This window comes from Bradyrhizobium sp. sBnM-33 (assembly GCF_032917945.1).
Classification (GTDB): domain Bacteria; phylum Pseudomonadota; class Alphaproteobacteria; order Rhizobiales; family Xanthobacteraceae; genus Bradyrhizobium.
This window is the reverse complement of the sequence record NZ_CP136624.1, coordinates 1,485,028-1,505,444: the sequence shown is the minus strand read 5'-3', so window position 1 is coordinate 1,505,444 and position 20,417 is coordinate 1,485,028. Positions and strand designations below refer to the sequence as shown.

Genomic DNA, 20,417 nt, shown 5'->3' with positions numbered 1-20,417 from the left:
CTTGCACACGAGACCGCGGGTGCTAGCCGGCACCCGGCATTCCCTGCGCCCTCTTCTTGATGGGCGAAAAGTTTTGGCAAAGCCCGGGCGGAATGCGCCGCGGGAACGCGGAGGTGTGTGTCTCTCCCCGTCATTGCGAGCCAACGGGTCGCGCGAATGCGCGCCCGATGACAGGCTCCGCGAAGCAATCCATGCCGCCGCTTGCGGAAACATGGATTGCTTCGTCGCTGACGCTCCTCGCAATGACGGGGCTGACAGCACAGGCATGCGGGCAGGACGGACGGCGGCCAGAAATACCGGCCCAAATCACCTCCGTTAACCCTTTGCTAACCATACACCGGGCAAAAATTGCCGGGTGAAGTCGAGTGTCGTCGGCCGCGTAGAACGGGAGGAACCCCGTGGACGCCAGTGCGGTACCTCACTTTCGGAACGGTGGCCCTTCGGCCGCCGCCAAGACGTCTGGCGCCCGATGGCGGGAGACGCGGGGGGAAGCGGCTACCATGGTCGATGTGACAGCGGGTCAGGGCGGCGCAGGCGCAGGCGCAGGCGGCAAGTTTCCGTCCTTAAGCGAAATCGGCGATATCCTAAAGCGCGGCGATCTGGCGCTGGCGCTCGGCGTCCTCGTCATCCTCGTGGTGCTGATCCTGCCGCTGCCGGCGATCGTGCTGGATCTCTTCCTGGCGATCTCGATCACGGTGTCGATCCTGATCCTGATGACGTCGCTGTTCATCCAGGCACCGCTGGAATTCTCGGCGTTCCCGACCGTGCTCTTGATCTCGACCATGCTGCGCTTGTCGCTGAACATGGCCTCTACCCGCCTGATTCTGTCGCACGGCCACGAAGGCACCGCCGCCGCCGGCCACGTCATCGAAGCGTTCGGCAATTTCGTGATGAGCGGTAATTTCGTGATCGGAATTATCGTGTTCGCGATTCTCGTGATCGTGAACTTCGTCGTCATCACCAAGGGTTCTGGGCGCATCGCCGAAGTCGCCGCCCGCTTCCAACTGGATTCGATGCCGGGCAAGCAGATGGCGATCGACGCCGATCTCTCCGCCGGCCTGATCGACGAGAAGACCGCCAAGGAGCGCCGCAAGGCACTCGAGGACGAAAGCGGCTTCTTCGGCGCCATGGACGGCGCCTCGAAATTCGTCCGCGGCGACGCGATCGCGGGCTTGCTTATCGTCTTCATCAACGTCATCGGCGGCATCATCATCGGCGTCGCCCAGCAAGGCATGAGCTTTGGCGACGCCGCCCGCACCTATACCATCCTGACGGTCGGCGACGGCCTGGTGACGCAGGTGCCGGCGCTGATCGTGTCCACCGCGGCGGGCCTTTTGGTGTCGAAGGCCGGCATCACGGGCGCCGCCGACAAAGCGCTGATGAAGCAGCTCTCGGGTTATCCGCAGGCGCTCGGCATGTCGGCCGGCGTGATGCTGGTGCTGGCGCTGCTGCCGGGCATTCCGATGCTCCCGTTCCTGGCGCTCGGCGGCGGCGCCGCCGTGCTGGCTTGGAAAGCGCGGAACCGCAACGGTGCCGTCAGGGCGGCGGAAGCGGCCGCCGCCGCCGCGCCCGAACTGGCCGCCGCAGCCGCCCAGGCCGCAGCGGAGGAGCCGATCGCCACCGCGCTCAAGATCGACGACCTCAAGATCGAGCTCGGCTATGCGCTGCTGCCGCTGGTCAACGGCCCTGATGGTACCGACCGCCTCACCGAGCAGATCAAGGCATTGCGCCGCTCGCTCGCGATCGAAATGGGCTTTGTGATGCCCGCCGTGCGCATCCTCGACAACGTCCAGCTCGAGGCCAACACCTACATCATCAAGATCAAGGAGGTGGACGCCGGCACCGGCAAGATCTGGCCGAACCAGTTCATGGTGATGGATCCCGCGGGCAACCAGGTCGGCGTGCCCGGCATCCATACCGTCGAGCCGACGTTTGGACTGCCCGCCACCTGGGTCGATGCCGCGCTGAAAGAAGAGGCCTCGCTGAAGGGCTACACCGTGGTCGATGCCGCGACCGTGCTGTCGACGCACCTCACCGAGTTGCTTAAGAACAACATGAGCGACTTGCTGTCCTATGGCGAGGTGCAGAAGCTGCTCAAGGACCTGCCGAAGGAACAGGGCGAACTGGTCAAGGACATCGTGCCGAGCCAGGTCACGGTATCGGGCATCCAGCGCGTGCTGCAGCTCCTGCTGGCCGAGCGGATCTCGATCCGCGACCTCTCCACCATTCTCGAAGGCATCGCCGACGCGCTCGCCTTCTCGCGCAACCCCGCTACCATGGTCGAACACGTCCGCGCTCGCCTGGCGCGCCAGATCTGCGCCCAGAACACCACATACAACGGTTATCTGCCGCTGATCGCGCTGTCGGCGCGGTGGGAACAGGCGTTTGCGGAATCGATCGTGGGCCAGGGCGAGGAGCGCAGCCTCGCCATGCAGCCCTCAAAACTGTCGGAGTTCATGACCAACGTTCGCAACGCCTTTGAGCAGGCAGCCCGCGAGGGCGAAGCGCCGGTGCTGGTGACGTCGGCGGCGATCCGGCCGTTCGTGCGCTCGCTGGTCGAGCGCTTCCGTTCGCAAACCACCGTGTTGTCGCAGGCGGAAATCCATCCGCGCGCGCGGCTGAAGACGGTCGGCAGCGTCTAGCCGCGGGCCGAAACACGGGCAAATCAGCGGCTTAATGCCGAAGCATTTTCGCCACAGGCAACTGGTTTGTCGAAAATGGCCCGTCCCGCACCATTCGGCGTTGAAACGTGGTGACGCCGGTATAAACCATTACAACTGCTGAACATTTATTCATTTGCGGCGGTCGCCGCGGGCATTCCAATCGCACCCGTTCAAGTCTTTTCACCGGCTTGTGATCGCCTCTTGGGAACGGGATCCCGGATTCCTACGTTGCCTGACGCGAGACGTTGAACCAGCCTGTCGGCGCATCCGACAAATCTACAGGCCGGAAGGCGGCAGGAGACTTCCATGAACCATTCGATCTACAGCGCAGATCGCACGACTCATCTCAAGATCGTGGTCGTGGCACTCGTGGCAGGTATCGTGGTCGCCGGGTTCAGCATCTCCGCGCGCAACACCTCGGATGAAGGTCTTACCCAGACCGCGAGCACGCGCGTGATGAAGGCCGGCAAGCCGGTGGCGATCACCAGCTCCGGTAACTCAGTCGTACGTTAACGGAGGAATCCGCAACACAGGAATTCACGGAATTCATGCGGCCCTTTAACAGCCCCCCAAAGTCGCCGCGTGGATATATAAGACCCCAACTACCCCCAAGTTGACTGCGAAAACGCCCGCTCCCCACGGGCGTTTTCTTTTTTGGCCGCGCGATACGAGACCGCTGCGTGCCGCGGACTCGCCGACGCTCACAAACCTTATTTGACACACCCACGGCCCTCATCCCTGAGGAGCAGGCCGAAGCCTGCATCTCGAAGGATGGCCGCGGAATGAGCGGCTGCAGCGGGGGTCTTCATGGTTCGCCCGGCGATGCGAAGCATCGTCCGGAGACGCGCGCAAGAAGCGCGCTCCTCACCATGAGGGACGGGTTAGCGCGGCGCGCTCGCCGGCACCGTCTCGATCAGCTTGCCGGTATAGATCGGCGCCGAGGTCGGCTGGCCGCTCGGCGAGCCGCCGGCCTGTTCGACCGTCACCGCATAGAGCGCCGTGTTAATCGTGCTGGCGTCGTAGTCGGCAAGCACCGGGCGCGCGGTGAAATCGCTGCCGCCGATCACGCCGAGCGAGCGCGGCTGCGCGAGGCGGTCGGAGATCAGCCAGAGCTCAAAGCTCTTGCCCGGCTCGGCATCGGCCCCGACCTTGCGGACGGTAAAGTTTTTGGTCGCCGCATCGACAGTCAAAATGAACGCGGGCGAGCCACCGTCACGCTGCAGCAGCGCGACATATTGCGCCGACGGTGTCGGCTGTGGCGCCGGCGTCTTCACCTCGACGGTCTGGATGCGCGGCTTCGGCCGCAGCGCCTCCGGTAATAGCTCCGGCCGATACACCTGCACCGCCAGCATCGCGATAAGCGCTGCGGCAATTGCGGTGGCGAAGGAGGCCACATTGCGCCAGCGCTTCGCGCGACTGGATAACTGGATGACGTTGTCCGCAACCGTATTGTCCGTGACGACTGGCGGTGCCTCGGCTACCGCGGGAGTCACCGGCTCAGCCGTGGGTTCAGGCGGCGGCGCAGGCTGCGTCGCCTCAGGCAGCGTCAGCGGCGCCTGCGCTTCCGTGGAATGTCCGATCGCGGCCTTGATGTTTTCCCACACGATCGGCCGCGGCTCGACGGAACCGACCATCTGGTTCAGCGCGCCGAGCCGGTATTCCCAGGCATGGACCAGCGCGCTGTATTCGCTATCGACGGCCATCATGGTCTCGACCTGCGCGCGCTCGTCGGCATCGAGAGTACCGAGCGCATATTCCGCGGCGAGCGCGATATGGTCTTCGCTATAGGCCATCGTTCAAGATCCGGACGCTAGTCCGAGACATTCCCTTATTTCCATCATGCTGCGGCGCAGCCACGTCTTCACAGTATTCACCGGCGTCTCGAACTTGGCGGCGAGCTGTTCGCGGCTCCAGCCGTTGTAATAGGCGAGCAGGACGAGCTTCTGCCGATCGGGCTCCAGGCGGCCGACGCATTCCAGCAACCGCTTCAACTCTTCCGTCATCTCGCGCCGCGCCAGCGGATCGGGTGACTCGGCCGCCACTTCCATCGCGGTCGGCTCCTCCTCGATCGAGCTTTCGCTCTTCTTGCGCACTACGTCGATCGCCCGGTTGCGCGCGATCGACGCCATCCACGTGATCGGCGAAGCGAGCGCAGGGTTGAACTGTCCGGCGCTGTTCCAGATCTTGACGTAGGCCTCCTGAATGACCTCCTCCGCGAGGTCCTGACGCCGCAAGATACGGAGCACGACGCCGAAGAGTTTCGCGCGCGTGGCGGCGTAAAGGCGCTCAAAAGCGGCCTCATCCCCCTTCGCCACCGCGGCAATCAGCCAGACCAGCTCCGCTGGCGTCAGCATTCAGCGTCCCCCAAAATCCCGCTCCTCCAATGCGTCCTACGCCGGAGCCGACGAGAAGTTTCGTAGCATACCTTGCGTCACAGGGGCCACCAAGTCGCCGATTCCGGAAGATTGGCCAAAAGATTGGCCAAGAAAAACCCGGGCCGTGAGGCCCGGGTTTTCAATCGTTCAACCGATGGTGTGAGAAGCGTCAGGCGACGCCAAGCCGGGCGCGCATCAGGCCGATTGAATCCATGTCGGCCTGCTCGCGGGCGCTCTCTTCGGCGCGCTCGCGGGCCTGGTCGCGCTCGTCGAGCAGTTCGACCTTTTTCAATTCCTCGAACGCCTCGCTCAACAGGCTCTTGGCATCCTCGAGTTGGATGCGCAGTTCGTCGGCGGAGCGGGTCAGGTTTTCCCGGCGCTGGATCGCGGCCTTGGCGTAGGTCGGATAGGCGAAGTGGGAGGGGTCGTTGATTCCGGCCCGCTCCTGCTCGGTCTGGATTTCGCGCTCGAGGTCGACCGACATGCGCTGGAAGTCGGCGATCATGCCTTCGATCTGGGTAACCCTTCGGCGCTTCTCGTCGACCTGAAATTTCTTCAGGCGGATCAGCGTTTCTCGTGACTTCATCGACTCATACTCCCCAGAAGTCCCAATCTGAACGCGGGACGGAGCCGGCTCCCTCGGGGGACCCACCGGCGTCGTTAATCATGTGCCGGGGATGATGGCCTGACAAAGTTAGCGTTCCGTTTCCAAATTGGCGAGGATATGCGCCAATTGGCGGTAGCCGTCATCGAGGCTCGATTTTTCCTCCTTGGCCTGGCGCAGGAAGGCTTCCAGCGGCTCGTGCAACCGGATCGCCTCGTCCACTTCGGGGCTCGAGCCTGCCCGATAGGCGCCAAGCCGGATCAGTTCCTCCATATCAGCGTAGGTCGCCATCACCTGGCGGCCCCGCATGATTATGGGGAGATAGTCGGGATTGGCCGATCTCGGCATCGTACGCGAGACCGATTTAAGAATATTGATCGCGGGAAACCGTCCGCGTTCTGCAATCGAGCGCTGCATCACGACGTGGCCGTCCAGAATGCCGCGCACCGCATCCGCGATCGGTTCGTTATGGTCGTCGCCGTCGACCAGCACCGTGAAAATGCCGGTGATGGTCCCAGCGCCGGTGCCCGGCCCTGCCCGCTCCAAGAGTTTCGGCAATTCGGTGAACACGGTCGGCGTATAGCCTTTCGCGGTCGGCGGCTCGCCGGCCGACAGCCCGATCTCGCGCTGTGCCATCGCAAAGCGCGTGACCGAATCCATCAGGCACAGCACGTCCTTGTCCTCGTCGCGGAAATATTCTGATATCGCCAGCGTCAGGTAGGCCGCCTGCCGCCGCATCAAGGCGGGCTCATCGGATGTCGCCACCACCACCACCGAGCGCGCCAGGCCCTCGTCGCCGAGATCCTCCTGCAGAAATTCCTGCACCTCGCGGCCGCGTTCGCCGATCAGGCCGATGACGGTGATGTCGGCGTCGACATTGCGCGCCAGCATCGACAGCAGCACCGATTTGCCGACACCGGAGCCGGCGAAGATGCCGAGCCGCTGGCCGCGGCAGCAGGTCAGGAACGTGTTGAGCGCCCGCACGCCGAGATCGAGCGGCGCCCCGACGCGCTTGCGCGAATGCGCAGGCGGCGGCGAATTGCGATAGGGCATCGGCGACGGGCCCTGCACCAGCTGCCCCTTGCCGTCGATCGGCTCCCCCATGGCATTGATGACGCGGCCGAGCCAGGCCGGCGACGGTCGCACCTGGCTCGCGGCGGTAGCGATCACCGCGCGGCAACCACGCCGGACGCCGTCGAGTCCGCCGAACGGCATCACGACAGCATTGCTGCCGGAAAAGCCGATCACTTCGGCCGGGATGAAGCGGCTTCCGCCGGTCTCGATGATGATGCGGGCGCCGACCGACATCGCATGGATAGGCCCCGCGATCTCGACCATCAGCCCGCGCACGCCCACGACGCGGCCATATATATTGACGCCGTCGATATCGCCGATCTGCTCCGCTAGCGCCTTCATTGCGAAAACCTTAAGTTTCCGCGCTTTAGCCGGCGGCGCTTAACCTCGTGTTTACCCGCATCATTAATCATTGCGTCACTGTCTTTGGTGACTGAGAGCGCTTGCCCGTCAGAAGAAGGGTGAGTCGCGAGAGTCGGTTAGGCCCGCCTCTTAATGTGGAGACTAAGCACACGCGGTAGAGAAAAGCTGCTTCTACGCAACATCTTAGGGCGATTCGATAAAAATTGCACTTGAAGACCTTGCGAACCGGAATCAGATTTTGTTAACCATGTGTCTGTCAGGATCCGAATCAGTTGTTCAAAGGCGTTTTGAGTGCCGCAAGTGCGGCCGACCTGACGCCCGGAGCGGCGGACTAAAGGGGACTGGCATGCGCGTTTTGCTGATAGAAGATGACAGCGCCGTCGCGCAGTCGATCGAATTGATGCTGAAATCCGAGAGTTTCAACGTCTACACGACGGATCTCGGAGAAGAAGGCGTCGATCTGGGTAAGCTTTACGACTACGATATTATCCTTCTCGACCTCAACCTGCCCGACATGTCCGGCTACGACGTGCTCAAGCAGCTCCGGGTCTCGAAAATCAAGACTCCCATTCTGATCCTCTCCGGCCTCGCCGGCATCGAGGACAAGGTCAAAGGTCTCGGCGTTGGCGCCGACGACTACATGACCAAACCTTTCCACAAGGACGAACTGGTTGCCCGCATCCACGCGATCGTGCGCCGTTCCAAGGGTCACGCCCAGTCGGTCATTCAGACCGGCGATCTCGTGGTCAATCTCGATACCAAGACGGTCGAGGTCGGCGGCCAGCGCGTGCACCTGACCGGCAAGGAATACCAGATGCTGGAGCTGCTCTCGCTCCGCAAGGGCACCACGCTGACCAAGGAAATGTTCCTCAACCACCTCTATGGCGGCATGGACGAGCCCGAGCTGAAGATCATCGACGTCTTCATCTGCAAGCTGCGCAAGAAACTCGCGAACGCCTCCGAGGGCCGCAACTTCATCGAGACCGTGTGGGGCCGCGGCTACGTGCTGCGCGAGCCGCACGAGGCGGACGAGCGCATTCCGGCCTGATCAGGGCTTACGGCGAGGCGCAAGGCTCTCTCCTGCCGACTGGACCCCGCCCGAATGGCGGGGTTTTTGTTTGGGCCATCGCTTACGCGACAAATTCGCTTCCCCTGGATTGAAACCCGCTTCGCGGTGTCTCGTACTTAATGGAATTGTCCGCAAACGAGGGGGAAGTCATGAAAAACGTCAGGCTGGTTGCCGCTGTCGCGCTCGGATCGGCATCGGGCGCGCTCATCGGCTATTCGGCGCTCGCCGGCGGCGACAAGGTCGCCTTCCCGGAGAATTTCGACAAGGACACGCTCTACGCCACGGTCGATCGTTACGACAACAAGCAGTATCGCGAGCTCTATGCGACGCCGGCGGCGGTCGACGCGGTACGCAAGGGGCAGCCGATCCCGAGCGGCACGGTGCTGACGCTGGTGCAGTACAAGGCGCAGCTCGATGCGGTCGGCGAGCCTCTCAAGGACGCCAACGGCCGTTTCCAGAAGGGCGACCTCGTCGCCTACACGGTGATGGAAAAGCGCGACGGCTGGGGCACCGAATACAAGGACGACATTCGGAACGGCGAATGGGAGTATCAGGCGTTTGGCCCGGACAAGAAGGTCAACGACAAGGCCAATTTGACGGCCTGCTTCACCTGCCACAAGCCGCATGCCGGGCAGGATTTTGTTATCTCACTAGCGGGCCTGAAGGGCACCCCCGAAGGCGCCATGGCAAAGCCCACGCCCGGGCCCGGCGTGGTCTCGATCTCCGACTTCAAGTTCGGGCCGGAGACCGTCGTCGTCAGCAAGGGCCAGGCCATCATCTGGCACAACGCCGATTCCTCGCCGCACCAGGTGACGATCACTAGCCCCAAGGCGCAGCGTTCGTCGATCGCACTGAAAGGCCAGACCACCCAGCTGACCCTCGCCGATGCAGGAATCTACGATTACATCTGCGGTCTGCACCCGGCAATGAAGGGCAAGATCGAGGTCAGGGAATAGCCAGCAGCGTCAAGACCGCTGCGGAAGATTTGCGAACCCCGCCGCAGATGGCGGGATTTTTTGCAGCGTTTTCAAGCGAAGTGGACACCGGTTCGCGTCAAGAAAACGCGTCAAAACAAGAACCTAGAGTCCGGTTCTGATTCAATCAGAACCGGACTCTAGGTAGAGTTTTTATTGGGATTGAACCGCTCGCGTCTATGCGCCGACTGAGAGATCGTGCGAACCTTTCGGAACGTACGAGTCGGGGCGAATTCAATGATCCTGCAATCCCTCGCCGGGCTGCCGGCGTTCCTGGTCTACTTCTGCACGGCAATCGTTGCCGTGGTCGCGTACCTCTTCGTCTACACCCGCGTCACGGCGCACAACGAGTTCGATCTGATCCGCGCCAATGAACCGGCCGCCGCGATTGCCCTGGGCTTGAGCCTGCTCGGCTTCGTGCTGCCGCTGGTCAGCGCTATCACCCATTCGGCCAACGTCTGGGATTGCCTGATCTGGGCCGCGATCGCGCTGATCGTGCAGATCATCGTCTATTACCTCGTCAGGGTTCCGGTGCCGAACCTGTCGAAGCGGATCGCATCGGGCGAACTCGCCGCCGCGATCTGGCTCGGGCTGTCCTCGCTGGCCGCGGGCGCGATCAACGCCGCTTGCATGACCTACTGACCATGGCGAACAATTCAGAGCCTGAATTCGGCAAGCGCAAACCCGTCTCGGTGCCGTCGGCGCCGCGCCCCGTTCCGCCGCCGCCGGCCAAGCGCTCTAGTCACGTTGCGCTCTTGCTGATGGGCACATTTGCCGTCGGCAGCGCCGCCTACACGCTGATGCCGAGCCGCACTTGCGAGCAACCAAACCCGCACTTGGCGTCGCCAACGCAAAGCAATGCCGAATGCTCGTCGCACAGCTCTTCGTCGAGCCATGGCGGCTCCAGCGGCGGCTCGTCCTCGCGCAGCAGCTACTACAGTAGCGATTCGTCCTCGAGCCATTCTTCCTCTGGCACTTCCGATTCTGGCTCGCATAGCGCGCAGCGCGGCGGCTTCGGCTCGTTCGGGCATGCCATCGGCTTCTCGGGCGGTTGAAATTGCATGCAGCGTATCCCCTGCCCCGAACGCGACGACTGGCGTGCTACCGCCGAAGGCGTTGGGTTCACTTTTCACACCATCGACGGCGAGCGCTATTGGGATGAACAGGCCTATTACGCGTTCACGCTGCAGGAAATCGAACGGCGGATCGAGACGCCGACCGGTGAGATCGATGCGATGTGTCTTGAGCTGGTCGGCCGCGTGATCAAGGACGAAAAATATCTGCGCCGATTGAAAATACCGGAAGCCTTCTGGCCGCTGCTCTCCGAGAGCTGGCGCCGCGACGATGCCAGCCTCTACGGCCGGCTGGACCTGAGCTACGACGGCTGGAGCCCGGCGAAGCTGCTGGAATACAACGCGGATACGCCGACTTCGATTTTCGAAGCGGCGGTTTTTCAGTGGACCTGGCTCGAACAGGCGATGGAGCGAAACATCATCCCGAAGCGCGCCGACCAGTTCAATTCAATCCATGAGCGCCTGATCGATGCCTGGAAGAAACATGGCGGCGCCAAGCATCTTCATCTCACAGGGATGACCGACAATACCGAGGATGCCGGTACGCTGATCTATCTGCAGGACACTGCGAGCCAGGCCGGACTGAAGACGACATTTATGGACATCAAGGACGTCGGGCTGGATGGCGATGGCCGCTTCGTCGATCTCGACGACCGTGCGATCGAGCTTGTTTTCAAGCTCTATCCCTGGGAATGGATGTTCCGCGACACGTTCGGCGAAAAACTCGCAACAGCACCCACCCGCTGGATCGAACCGCCATGGAAAGCGATCCTTTCCAACAAGGGCATCCTTCCGCTGCTGTGGGAGATGTTTCCGAAGCATCCCAATTTGCTGCCGGCCTATTTCGAGGACGATCCGAAAGCGGCGATGCTCGGCTCCTCATTCGTGCGCAAGCCGCTCTATTCGCGTGAGGGCGCCAACGTCGCGCTTGTCAGCGCCGGCACCACACTGATGGAGCAGCAGGGCCCTTATGGCGCGGAAGGATTCATTCGGCAGGCATTCGCGCCGCTTCCGAGCTTCGCCGACCAATACCCGGTGCTCGGAAGCTGGCTGGTCGATCACACGCCATGCGGCCTGTCGATCCGCGAGGACGAGAACCCGATCACCGGCAACACGTCGCGCTTCCTGCCGCACGCGATCTTGTAGCGCGGCAAGCCCGGAGGCGTGTCTCTCGCTCTCCCCGCGAAGAGCGGGGCAAGGTAAAGAAGATCAGCGCGCCGCGGCAACCGCCCGCAGGGTTTGCGGCACCAGGGTCGATGCCCCCGCCCGTATCACCGGTGCGATGTTCGGGCGATAAAGTCCGCGTCGCTCCGGATAAGGTTTGAAGGTGTTGGTGATGCCGACCACAGATTCGGCCGCGCCCAGCGCCAGCACGCCATCGGGCTCTAACATCCGGGACAGCCGCTCGAAGATGTTCGTCTTGGTGTTCTGATCGAAATAGATCAGCACGTTGCGGCAGAAGATGACGTCGAACACGCCGAGATGGGAGAAGTCCTGCAGCAGGTTGAGCTGGCGGTGCTGCACCATGCTGCGGATCTCGGCGCTGATCTGCCAGAGCTCACCATTCTGGGTGAAGTATTTCACCAGCAACCCAATCGGCAATCCGCGCTGCACCTCGAACTGGCTGAAGATACCGGCCTTCGATTTTTCCAGCACCGCCTGCGACAGGTCGGTCGCGACGATCTCGGTGCGCCAGCCGGACAGCAGGGGTCCCGCCTCCTTCAGGCACATCGCGATCGAATACGGCTCCTGCCCGGTGGAGGAAGCGGCGCACCAGATGCGTAAAGCGCGGCGGGCCGCGCGCGCCTGTACCAGCGCCGGAATTATCGCTTCCCGCAAATGATCGAACGGAATCTTGTCGCGGAAGAAGAACGTCTCGTTGGTGGTCATCGCCTCGACCACCTCCGCCGTCAGCGTCTCGGCCCCGCTCCTCATCTTCGCAACGAGCTCGGGAATACCCGGCAGGCTGGACTTGCGCGCCAGCGGCAGCAGCCGGCTTTCGACCAGATATTGCTTGTCGGCCGAAAGATCGAGCCCGGAGCGCTCTTTCAGAAGCTTACGCAGATACTCATAGTCTGAAGGCGTCACGAACGATCTCCCGAAAACAACCGAACCAGTTTTGGCGCGATCTGATTGAGCGGCAGAACCGCCGCGCAAATACCTGCATTGGCGGCCGCGCCAGGCATGCCCCACACCACGCTGGTCGCTTCGTCCTGAGCAATCACGCTGCCGCCGGCGGCGACGATCTCCTTGCCGCCGCGCATCCCGTCGGAGCCCATGCCGGTCAGAATCACCGACATGATGCTGCCCTGCCAGACGTCGATGGCGGAGTTGAACAGCGGGTCCACCGCAGGCTTGCAGAAGTTCACCGGCGGCCCGTCGTCGAGCGCGATCACAGTGTCGGCGCCATGGCGCACGACGCGCATGTGACGGCCACCCGGTGCAAGATAGATTCGACCGGGCTTGACGATCTCGCCATCAACGGCCTCGTGCGCCGGCCGGCGGCTCGCACGTCCCAGATGTTCGGCGAGAATCGTGGTGAAGGTTGGCGGCATGTGCTGGGTGATCAGCACCGGAAAACGATCGATCACCGGGCCGATGTCGGCGACCAGCGCCATCAGGGCCTGCGGGCCGCCGGTCGACGAGCCGATCAGAAGCACACGCGGTGCCAGCATGCTGAAGGGCCGGCGCGCCAGTGGCAGTTGCGCAACCGGTGCCGCGACCGGATGAACGGATACCTCGCGCACCCGCTCGGCCAGTGCCGGAGCCGGGCTCGCGCCAGGCGACGCGCGGCGGCGGGCCCGGGCGCCCAGATGGCGGATCTTCTGGATCAGGTCGTGGTGGAAGGTCTCGGCAGCGGTGGCCTCGCGCGTGCTCTCCGGCTTTGGAATGTAGTCGGCGGCGCCGAGCGAGAGCGCCTTGAAGCTGATCTCCGCATTGCGGCGGGTCAGCGTCGACGCCATGATGATCACAAGGTCGCGCTTTTTCGCAAGCAACTGGGGCAGCGCCGAAATACCGTCGAGCTCCGGCATTTCGATATCGAGCACGGCGACATCGGGCTTGATGCGGTCAATCTGGTTGACGGCGTCGAGGCCGGTGCGCAGGGAGGCGGAGACCTCCATGTCCGGCTCGGCGCCGATCCAGCGCGAGATCATTCCGCGGATCACGACGGAGTCGTCGACCACCATCACGCGCAGCTTGTCTTGCCTTGTCGAGATTGGCGGCGGAGACTTCGTTAACGCAACACTCATTACTTCACCCGACCCAACTCAAGCGGCACACTTACAAAAACAAGCCGAAGGCCGTTGAGCCGCCGGGAACGCGAGAATCAGATCAGGCCGACTTCCTGGAACTTCGCGGTAACGATGTCCTTGTCGAACGGCTTCATGATGTATTCGTTGGCACCGGCATGCAGCGCGCGCGCAATGTGTGCGACGTCGTTTTCGGTGGTGCAGAACACCACCTTGGGCGCGTCGCCGCCGGGCATGCGGCGCAGATTGCCGAGGAATTCGTAGCCGTCCATGACCGGCATATTCCAGTCGAGCAAAACCGCCTCGGGCATCGCGCGCTTGCAGGCTTCAAGCGCCTTCTCACCGTCCTCGGCTTCGACGATCTGAAAGTCGAGACCTTCGAGGATGCGTCGTGCGACCTTTCGGATGACGCTGGAGTCATCGACGACAAGACATGTTTTCATTTTAGGTCTCCACTTACATCAATTCCCAAGAGGGATGTTCCAGGTTGGATTGTCATGCCGCCATCAGGTCGGGCACGATTTCGAGAACGCGATCGACGTCGAGGACGACCATGAGCTGGCCGTCGAGGCGGTGCACACCGCCGGCGAGCTTGGCGAAGCGGGAATCCAGGTTGACCGGGTTTTCCTCGCGGCCATTGTCGGGTAGCCGCAGCACCTCGCCGATCTGGTCGATCAGGAGGCCGTAGGACTCGCCGCGCAGATCGACGCCGACCGCCATCGGCGGCTTGCCGTCGTCGTTCTTCGGCAAGCCCAAGCGGGCGCGCATGTCGACCACGGTGACGATGCGGCCGCGCAGATTGAGCACGCCGGCAATCTCGGCCGACGACAGCGGAACGCGCGTCAGCCGTTCCGGCATGAACACGTCCTGGACGCGGGAGATCGGCAGGCCGAACAACTGCCCGCCGATCACGGCGGTGACGTACTCGGCCACGGTGCCCTCGATGGTCTCGGTCTTGGTTGTCATGGTCTAACTTCCTTATGCCCCGGCCAAGCCTGCTTACGCCGCGCGCCGGGTCTCGGCGGTCTGTTCCTTCAGCGCCGCGATCAGGCCGGGGCGGTCGAACTTGGCGACGTAGTCGTGGAAGCCGGCCTGCCGCCCGCGCTCGATCGCCGCCGGCGACACCAGCGAGGACAGCGCGATGATCGGCAGCTGGCCCAGATTGTTGTCGGCGCGGATCGTCTCGGCGAATTCGAAGCCGTTCATGTCGGGCATCTCGATGTCGGTCAGCACCACGTCGAAGCTCTGGCCCGAGCGCAGCGCCGACAGCCCCTCCTGCGCGTTGACGGCGACCCGCACCTTGTAGCCGGCGGCTTTCAAGACCGGCGCCAGCATGTTGCGGAAGAAGGCGGAGTCATCGACCAGCAGCACCGATTGCGCCATCGACGAGGCCCGCATCTCCTTGCGCGAGAACCAGTCGGCAAACGCCATCGGCAGGAAGTGGCCGACGTCGATCACCTCGGTGGCCTGGCCCTTGATCACGGCGGACCCCAGAATGCCGTCCTGCTGGCCGGCGACCTCGATGTGCAGCCGCTCCTCGACGATGTCGATGATCTCGTCGACCACGAGCCCCATCGAGCGGCCGTCGTCGGCGAACACCAGGATCGGCTGCGCGCCGGAGGTCTGCACGGTGACGCCGGCCATCTGCACCAAGGGCATCAGCTGCTCGCGGTACTGCACCATGTAGCGGCCGTTGCTCAGCTCGATCTTGTCGGTGGCGATCTCTTCCAGCCGGGTGACGAGGCCGAGCGGCACCGCCTTGGGCTGCGAGGAGCCGGCGCGGAACACGAGCAGCGAGGTGAGCTGCTCGCTGCCGAAGCCATGCGCGGCGGAGGCCTCGTCGGCCATCTCATGGGCCGAGGAGCCGGAGGCGCCGAGCGCCTTGGCAATGCCGTTGGGGTCGATGATCATGATCACGGCGCCATCGCCCAAAATGGTGTTGCCGGAGAACATGTCGATGTGCCGCAGCTTGGTCGACATCGGCTTGACCACGATTTCTTCGGTGTGGAACACGCCGTCGACCACGATGCCGAAGGTCTGGCTGCCGACCTGGGTGACCACGATGAAGCCGTTCTCGGGGTCGCTGGACGAGCCGTCGTCGATCTTCAACAGCTTCTTCAGGTGCATCAGCGGCAGCAGCTTGTTGCGCAGCCGCAGCACCGCGGTGTCCTTGATGCGCTCGATGCGGTGTTCGGAGTTGGCGCGGGCGCGCACCAATTCGACCACCGACAATTGCGGGATGGCAAAGCGGTCGCCGGCGGCCTCCACGATCAGGGCCGAGACGATCGCGAGCGTCAGCGGAATCTTGATGGTGACGGAAGAACCTTCGCCGGCCACGCTCTTGATGTCGATGGTGCCGCCGATCTGGTCGATATTGGTGCGCACCACGTCCATGCCGACGCCGCGGCCGGAGACCGAGGTGACGGTGGCGGCGGTGGAAAAGCCCGGCGCGAAGATGAACTTGTGAACTTGCGCTTCGGTCATCTTCTCCAGTTCGGCCTCGGTGACGAGGCCGTTCTGCAGCGCTTTCGCCTTGATCCGCTCGGTGTTGAGGCCGCGGCCGTTATCGGCAATGCAGATGATGATGTGGCCGCCCTCGTGGTAGGCCGACAGCCTGATCGTGCCCTGCTCGCCCTTGCCGGCCGCCAGCCGCTCGGCCGGCGTCTCCAGGCCGTGGTCGGCGGAGTTGCGCACCATGTGGGTCAGGGGATCCTTGATCAAATCGAGCACCTGGCGGTCGAGCTCGGTGTCGGCGCCGTGCATCTCGAGCTCGATCTGCTTGCCAAGTTCGCCGGAGAGGTCGCGCACGATCCGCGGCAGCTTCTGCCAGGCATTGCCGATCGGCTGCATCCGCGTCTTCATGACGCCTTCCTGCAGCTCGGCGGTGACGTTGGAGAGCCGCTGCAGCGGCACCTTGAACTCGGTGTCCTCGTTGCGGCGGGAGATTTCCAGGAGCTGGTTGCGGGTCAAGACCAGCTCGGAGACCATGGTCATCAAATGTTCGAGGGTGTCGACGTTGACGCGGATCGACTGGTTGGCGATCTTGTCGGCTTCTTGGACGTCGACCTCGGTCGCGGCGGCGCGCTTGGCCGGCTTGGCCTTTAGTTCCTTCGCCGCTTCCTTGGCTTCCGGCGCCGCCTTGGCGACCGGCGCCGGCGCGACTTCGGTCGCGGTCTCGCGGAAGGCGCGCTCGAGATCGTCGAGCGAGACTTCGCCCGGACGCAACGGGCGTTCCAGCACCTGCTCGACCAGCGTGCCCGAAGTGACCGGGGGCTTCGCCCGCGGTGCCGCCACGACGGGCGCCGGCGCGGGTTCAGGCTGCGCCTCGGTGTCGGCCTGATGGCCGCCTTCGGCCATCGCATGCAGCTTCTCGATCAGGTCTTCGTCGGTGCCCTCGGGCTCGGTCTCGGTGGCCTCCAGCCCGGCGAGGATTTCCTTGATGCGGTCGATGCTGCTCAAGATCAGCGTCACGGCTTCGGCCTTGACCGGCATGCCGTCGCGGAATTTGCCCATCAAGGTCTCGCCGGCATGGGCGAGCGCTTCCAATCGCGGCAGGCCTAAGAAGCCGCAGGTGCCCTTGATGGTGTGGACCAGGCGGAAGATGTTATCCAGGATCTTCGCGTCGCTCGGGTCCTGCTCGAACCGCACCAACTGATTGTCGACCGTATCCAGGCTCTCGCTGGTCTCGGTCAGGAACTCCCGCAACAAATCATCCATGAAACTGGCCTTCGTACGCACCGGCACGCGACATCGACGCGCCTTACGGAACAGGGCCAGCTTCTATGCAAAGCGTTTAATATTGGTTGAGCAAATGGAAAAGAACGGGATCAACAAAGAGATAAGACGGCAGAAATGAATTCTGCCGCCTGTTTTCAACCGTTGATTAACCATGTCGGCGCGGTGGCGCGCTCAGGAAGCAGTAACGAGCACCTTTTCCCCGTCGGGTGCAAGCGTCACGCTCAGCCCGCAGGCCTGCGCCAACAACCGCGTATAGTAAGGCTGCACCGCATGCGCATCGACGGTCGCCGTCGAACTCGCGCTCACGAGATTGGCGATGTTCTGCGGCACGCGGGCATTGAGGCCCGAAGACGTGACGCGAAAACCCATCGTCTCGCCGTCGCCGATCGGATCGATCGTCAGCGTGCCGCCGCGCGGGATCGTTTGCTGCGCGATGATCAGCATGTTCAACAGCAGCTTGACGCGGTTCTTCGGCAGCAACAGCCGCGGCAGATTCCAGGTGATGGTAATCTTGCCGTCCTCGATGTGACCGCGTGCCATGGTCTGGGCATCGCCGAGATCGATCTGCGCGCCCGCCGATCCCGCAGCGCCAAACGCCAGGCGGCAGAACTGCAGCCGTGCGGAGGCGGTCTTGGCGCTCTTGCGGATCAGATCGAGCGCGAAATCGCGGTCTTCGGGCTTCGGGTTGTCGTCAAGCACCTCAAGCCCATTGACGATCGCGCCAACCGGGCTGATGAGATCGTGACAGACTCGCGAACACAACAGCGCCGCAAGTTCGAGGGTATCGGGAGCCGGACCGGGAGAGGAAGTGCCAGACATCATGGGTTCCTGGAAAGCCGCCGAGTCGCAAATTGCGGGCGGACCGTTACGAATCACGCGTGCTTATCGGTTTGATACACTGCGCAGCCCCGTGCTGCCAGCAGGGGGCGGCAATGGTAAGGCAGGACGAACAGCAAATGGGCCGAGCTCATGAATGAGGCACGTCCGCCGGCGCTCGATCGTGAGGCCGCAGCAGCGCTGATCGAACCGCTGACCGAGATCGTGATTCGGGCCGGCGCCGCCATCCTTGCCGTGAACCGTTCCGCCATGAAGGTCGACGGCAAGACCGACGGCTCGCCGGTAACGGAGGCCGATCTGGCGGCCGACCGAATCATCGCCGAGGGCCTTGCCCAGCTAGTGCCCGAAATACCTGCGCTCTCGGAGGAGCGCGTCCAAACGTCCGCGCTGCCCTATATGGAAAGCTTCTTCCTGATCGACCCGCTCGACGGCACCAAGGAGTTTGTCGCCGGCCGCAACGAATTCACCGTCAACCTGGCGCTGGTGACCCAGGGGACGCCGCTGCTTGGTATTATCAGCGCACCTGCGCTCGGGCTGATCTGGCGCGGCATTGTCGGACGCGGCGCCGAGCGGCTGACGCTCGGCACGAGCAAGCCGCTCGTTGAGCCGATTCGTACCCGCCCGTGCCCGCCGCGCGGCCAGCCATGGACCGTGGCGGTCAGCCGTTCGCATGGCGATGCCAGGACCGAAGCCTTTATTGCCGCAAGACCGGGGGCAGTACGGTGCGAGCTTGGCTCGGCGGTCAAATTGGGCCGGGTGGCCGAAGGCTCCGTCGATATTTATCCCCGGCTGTCGCCGACCTCGGAATGGGACATAGCCGCGGGCCACGCCGTCGTCGCAGCCGCCGGCGGCAGGATCACGGATTCAAGCGGCGCGGCCTTGCAATTTGGCACGGGACGGACGGGCTTCCTCGTTCCGGAATTCATCGCTTGGGGCGATCCGAAGGCAATGGAATCGTAGCCCGGGCGAGCGGAGCGACCCGCGGGCCGTGCCAGACAACTCGAATACGAGACGTTATCGCCAGTTTATCCCGGGGTCGCTTCGCTCGCCCGGGCTACGGCGTCTGTAATCTACTGCGCCAGCTCTCGCTCCAGCACCGGCCAGCGCGCGACGGCGTCTTTCAGGAAGCGCGCCGGCTCGGCGGCGAACGCATCGCGGTTGTCCTCGCGGCCGAACAGATAGAGCCGCTGGCCCGCAATCACCCAAAATCGCGGATTGCCCGCATAGGTCACCCCTCGCCCCAGATCGACCGGGTCATAGCCGCCGAACTGAGGCCCGTAGATTTCCGGATGCGCGACGAAAGAGGAGCGATTACCTTCGTTGCGGAAGCGCCAGACGGCGCCAGCTTCGCGGGCCTCGAAATCGGGTAAACCCTCGAGAGCCATGGATTCCGTAAAGTAGGCGACAGGATCGAAGCCTCCGATGGCGAGGCCGGAATAGCGGTTCACCACCACCCGCTCGGTGGTTGCAGCGCGCGCGGCAAAATCAAGGCTGACGACAACAAAAAAGCTTGCCAATAAGGCAAAAACGGCCATTTGGGGGCGTGAACCGTATCTTTCCTGCCGTTGTGCCGTCATAGTTGGTGCCGATAACATGCGAGTCGAGGGGACACTGGGCGCAACCTAGAGCCATGCAGTTGGCGTCAGGTTAAGGCGGCGGCCAGAATTTCGATGCCAGGGGTTCTTTCATGACGTTTGCTTCACGCCTTGCCGCGGTGACGTTCGCCGCGCTGATGTGCTGGATCGTGCCGGCTTCGGCGCAGCAGCCGCCGCCGGGGCAATACCCGCCTCCGCAGCGCCAGCCGGGTCCCGAGACCTTCGGGCCCGAAGAACTGGTCTCGGCTGGGCACAAATTCTTCGGCAATGTCTCGCGCGGCTTGGCGTCGGTCATCGAGCGCGCGGTCAGCCAATGGGGCCTGCCCAATGGTTACGTGCTGGGCGAAGAGGGCTCAGGCGCTTTTGTGGCGGGCCTGCGATACGGCGAAGGCACGCTCTACACCAAGAATGCCGGCGATCTCAGAGTCTACTGGCAGGGACCGTCGGTCGGCTTCGACTGGGGTGGCGACGGCGCGCGCACCATGACGCTGGTCTACAACCTGCCCGCCACCAACGCGATCTATCAGCGCTTCGTCGGCATCGACGGCTCCGCCTACATCGTCGGCGGCTTCGGCATGACCGCGCTGACCGCCAACAACATCGTGCTGGTGCCGATCCGTTCCGGCATCGGCTTAAGGCTCGGCGCCAATGTCGGGTATCTCAAATACACCCCGCGCGCGACCTGGAACCCGTTCTAAGCCCATCTTCAAGCATAGACGCCAAGTCTCCCGGATGGATTCAGGTTAACGCGGCATCGGGCTGGCGCAGGGTCGGGCCGGCGTGGCAATGTTATTAACGATT

20 protein-coding genes are annotated in these 20,417 nt (G+C 63.4%); 9 read left to right on the top strand and 11 right to left on the bottom strand.

Annotated features, from left to right (window positions below):
* Positions 1–500: 500 nt before the first annotated feature.
* Positions 501–2,642 (top strand): flagellar biosynthesis protein FlhA, encoded by a 2,142-nt coding sequence (gene flhA, locus RX328_RS07085; protein ID WP_213256623.1) that lies wholly within the window; start codon positions 501–503, stop codon positions 2,640–2,642.
* 327 nt (positions 2,643–2,969) lie between these two features.
* Positions 2,970–3,176, top strand: a complete 207-nt coding sequence (locus RX328_RS07080; protein WP_213256625.1) for a hypothetical protein — start codon at positions 2,970–2,972, stop codon at positions 3,174–3,176.
* Positions 3,177–3,544: 368 nt separating this feature from the next.
* Here RX328_RS07080 and RX328_RS07075 read toward each other — a convergent pair whose 3' ends face one another.
* The 4 genes from RX328_RS07075 to fliI all read right to left on the bottom strand — a co-directional run bounded on the left by RX328_RS07075 (position 3,545) and on the right by fliI (position 7,058).
* Positions 3,545–4,456: an anti-sigma factor domain-containing protein gene (locus RX328_RS07075; RefSeq protein WP_213256627.1), complete on the bottom strand. Its 912-nt coding sequence runs from the start codon at positions 4,454–4,456 to the stop codon at positions 3,545–3,547.
* 3 nt (positions 4,457–4,459) lie between these two features.
* A complete protein-coding gene (locus RX328_RS07070; RefSeq protein ID WP_213256629.1) occupies positions 4,460–5,017 on the bottom strand; it encodes a sigma-70 family RNA polymerase sigma factor in 558 nt (185 codons plus the stop codon).
* Positions 5,018–5,207: 190 nt separating this feature from the next.
* Complete coding sequence (gene fliJ / locus RX328_RS07065; protein WP_057842912.1) at positions 5,208–5,624, bottom strand: flagellar export protein FliJ; 417 nt, start codon at positions 5,622–5,624, stop codon at positions 5,208–5,210.
* A 108-nt stretch (positions 5,625–5,732) separates the two neighbouring features.
* Complete coding sequence (gene fliI / locus RX328_RS07060) at positions 5,733–7,058, bottom strand: flagellar protein export ATPase FliI (RefSeq protein WP_213256631.1); 1,326 nt, start codon at positions 7,056–7,058, stop codon at positions 5,733–5,735.
* 367 nt (positions 7,059–7,425) lie between these two features.
* On the opposite strand from fliI, the gene ctrA reads away from it, so the two are divergent.
* From ctrA to RX328_RS07035, 5 genes are all read left to right on the top strand, one after another.
* Positions 7,426–8,127, top strand: a complete 702-nt coding sequence (ctrA, locus tag RX328_RS07055) for a response regulator transcription factor CtrA (protein WP_016848562.1) — start codon at positions 7,426–7,428, stop codon at positions 8,125–8,127.
* A 170-nt stretch (positions 8,128–8,297) separates the two neighbouring features.
* Entirely contained in the window at positions 8,298–9,104 is an 807-nt protein-coding gene (locus RX328_RS07050; protein WP_213256633.1) for a cytochrome P460 family protein, read from the top strand.
* 255 nt (positions 9,105–9,359) lie between these two features.
* Positions 9,360–9,764, top strand: a complete 405-nt coding sequence (locus tag RX328_RS07045; RefSeq protein WP_028347248.1) for a DUF350 domain-containing protein — start codon at positions 9,360–9,362, stop codon at positions 9,762–9,764.
* A 2-nt stretch (positions 9,765–9,766) separates the two neighbouring features.
* On the top strand, positions 9,767–10,177 hold the full coding sequence (locus tag RX328_RS07040) for a hypothetical protein (RefSeq protein WP_213256635.1): 411 nt from the start codon (positions 9,767–9,769) through the stop codon (positions 10,175–10,177).
* 6 nt (positions 10,178–10,183) lie between these two features.
* A complete protein-coding gene (locus RX328_RS07035) occupies positions 10,184–11,341 on the top strand; it encodes a glutathionylspermidine synthase family protein (protein ID WP_213256637.1) in 1,158 nt (385 codons plus the stop codon).
* Between the two features lie 63 nt (positions 11,342–11,404).
* On the opposite strand, the gene RX328_RS07030 is transcribed toward RX328_RS07035, so the two are convergent.
* The 6 genes from RX328_RS07030 to chpT all read right to left on the bottom strand — a co-directional run bounded on the left by RX328_RS07030 (position 11,405) and on the right by chpT (position 18,003).
* Positions 11,405–12,283 carry a CheR family methyltransferase gene (locus tag RX328_RS07030; RefSeq protein WP_213256639.1) on the bottom strand — a complete coding sequence of 293 codons (879 nt, stop codon included), beginning with the start codon at positions 12,281–12,283 and terminating at the stop codon, positions 11,405–11,407.
* Positions 12,280–13,446, bottom strand: a complete 1,167-nt coding sequence (locus tag RX328_RS07025; protein WP_213256641.1) for a chemotaxis response regulator protein-glutamate methylesterase — start codon at positions 13,444–13,446, stop codon at positions 12,280–12,282. Before RX328_RS07025 ends, RX328_RS07030 begins: the two co-directional genes overlap by 4 nt.
* Before the next feature lie 77 nt (positions 13,447–13,523).
* Positions 13,524–13,889 carry a PleD family two-component system response regulator gene (locus RX328_RS07020; RefSeq protein ID WP_213256642.1) on the bottom strand — a complete coding sequence of 122 codons (366 nt, stop codon included), beginning with the start codon at positions 13,887–13,889 and terminating at the stop codon, positions 13,524–13,526.
* Positions 13,890–13,941: 52 nt separating this feature from the next.
* Positions 13,942–14,412 (bottom strand): chemotaxis protein CheW, encoded by a 471-nt coding sequence (locus tag RX328_RS07015; RefSeq protein ID WP_213256644.1) that lies wholly within the window; start codon positions 14,410–14,412, stop codon positions 13,942–13,944.
* A 33-nt stretch (positions 14,413–14,445) separates the two neighbouring features.
* Entirely contained in the window at positions 14,446–17,163 is a 2,718-nt protein-coding gene (locus RX328_RS07010; protein WP_317258632.1) for a hybrid sensor histidine kinase/response regulator, read from the bottom strand.
* 192 nt (positions 17,164–17,355) lie between these two features.
* The gene (gene chpT / locus RX328_RS07005; RefSeq protein ID WP_213254070.1) at positions 17,356–18,003 is read right to left on the bottom strand and encodes a histidine phosphotransferase ChpT; all 648 of its coding nucleotides are present in this window, start codon (positions 18,001–18,003) and stop codon (positions 17,356–17,358) included.
* 150 nt (positions 18,004–18,153) lie between these two features.
* Here chpT and cysQ point away from each other — a divergent pair, with 150 nt between their 5' ends.
* Positions 18,154–18,981, top strand: coding sequence for a 3'(2'),5'-bisphosphate nucleotidase CysQ (cysQ, locus tag RX328_RS07000; RefSeq protein ID WP_213254071.1), 828 nt, complete (start codon positions 18,154–18,156; stop codon positions 18,979–18,981).
* Positions 18,982–19,091: 110 nt separating this feature from the next.
* Here the strand turns inward: cysQ and RX328_RS06995 are convergent, their stop codons facing one another.
* Entirely contained in the window at positions 19,092–19,556 is a 465-nt protein-coding gene (locus RX328_RS06995; RefSeq protein ID WP_247508661.1) for a YHS domain-containing (seleno)protein, read from the bottom strand.
* A 152-nt stretch (positions 19,557–19,708) separates the two neighbouring features.
* Here RX328_RS06995 and RX328_RS06990 point away from each other — a divergent pair, with 152 nt between their 5' ends.
* Positions 19,709–20,314, top strand: coding sequence for a DUF1134 domain-containing protein (locus RX328_RS06990; protein ID WP_213254073.1), 606 nt, complete (start codon positions 19,709–19,711; stop codon positions 20,312–20,314).
* The last annotated feature ends 103 nt before the right edge of the window (positions 20,315–20,417 follow it).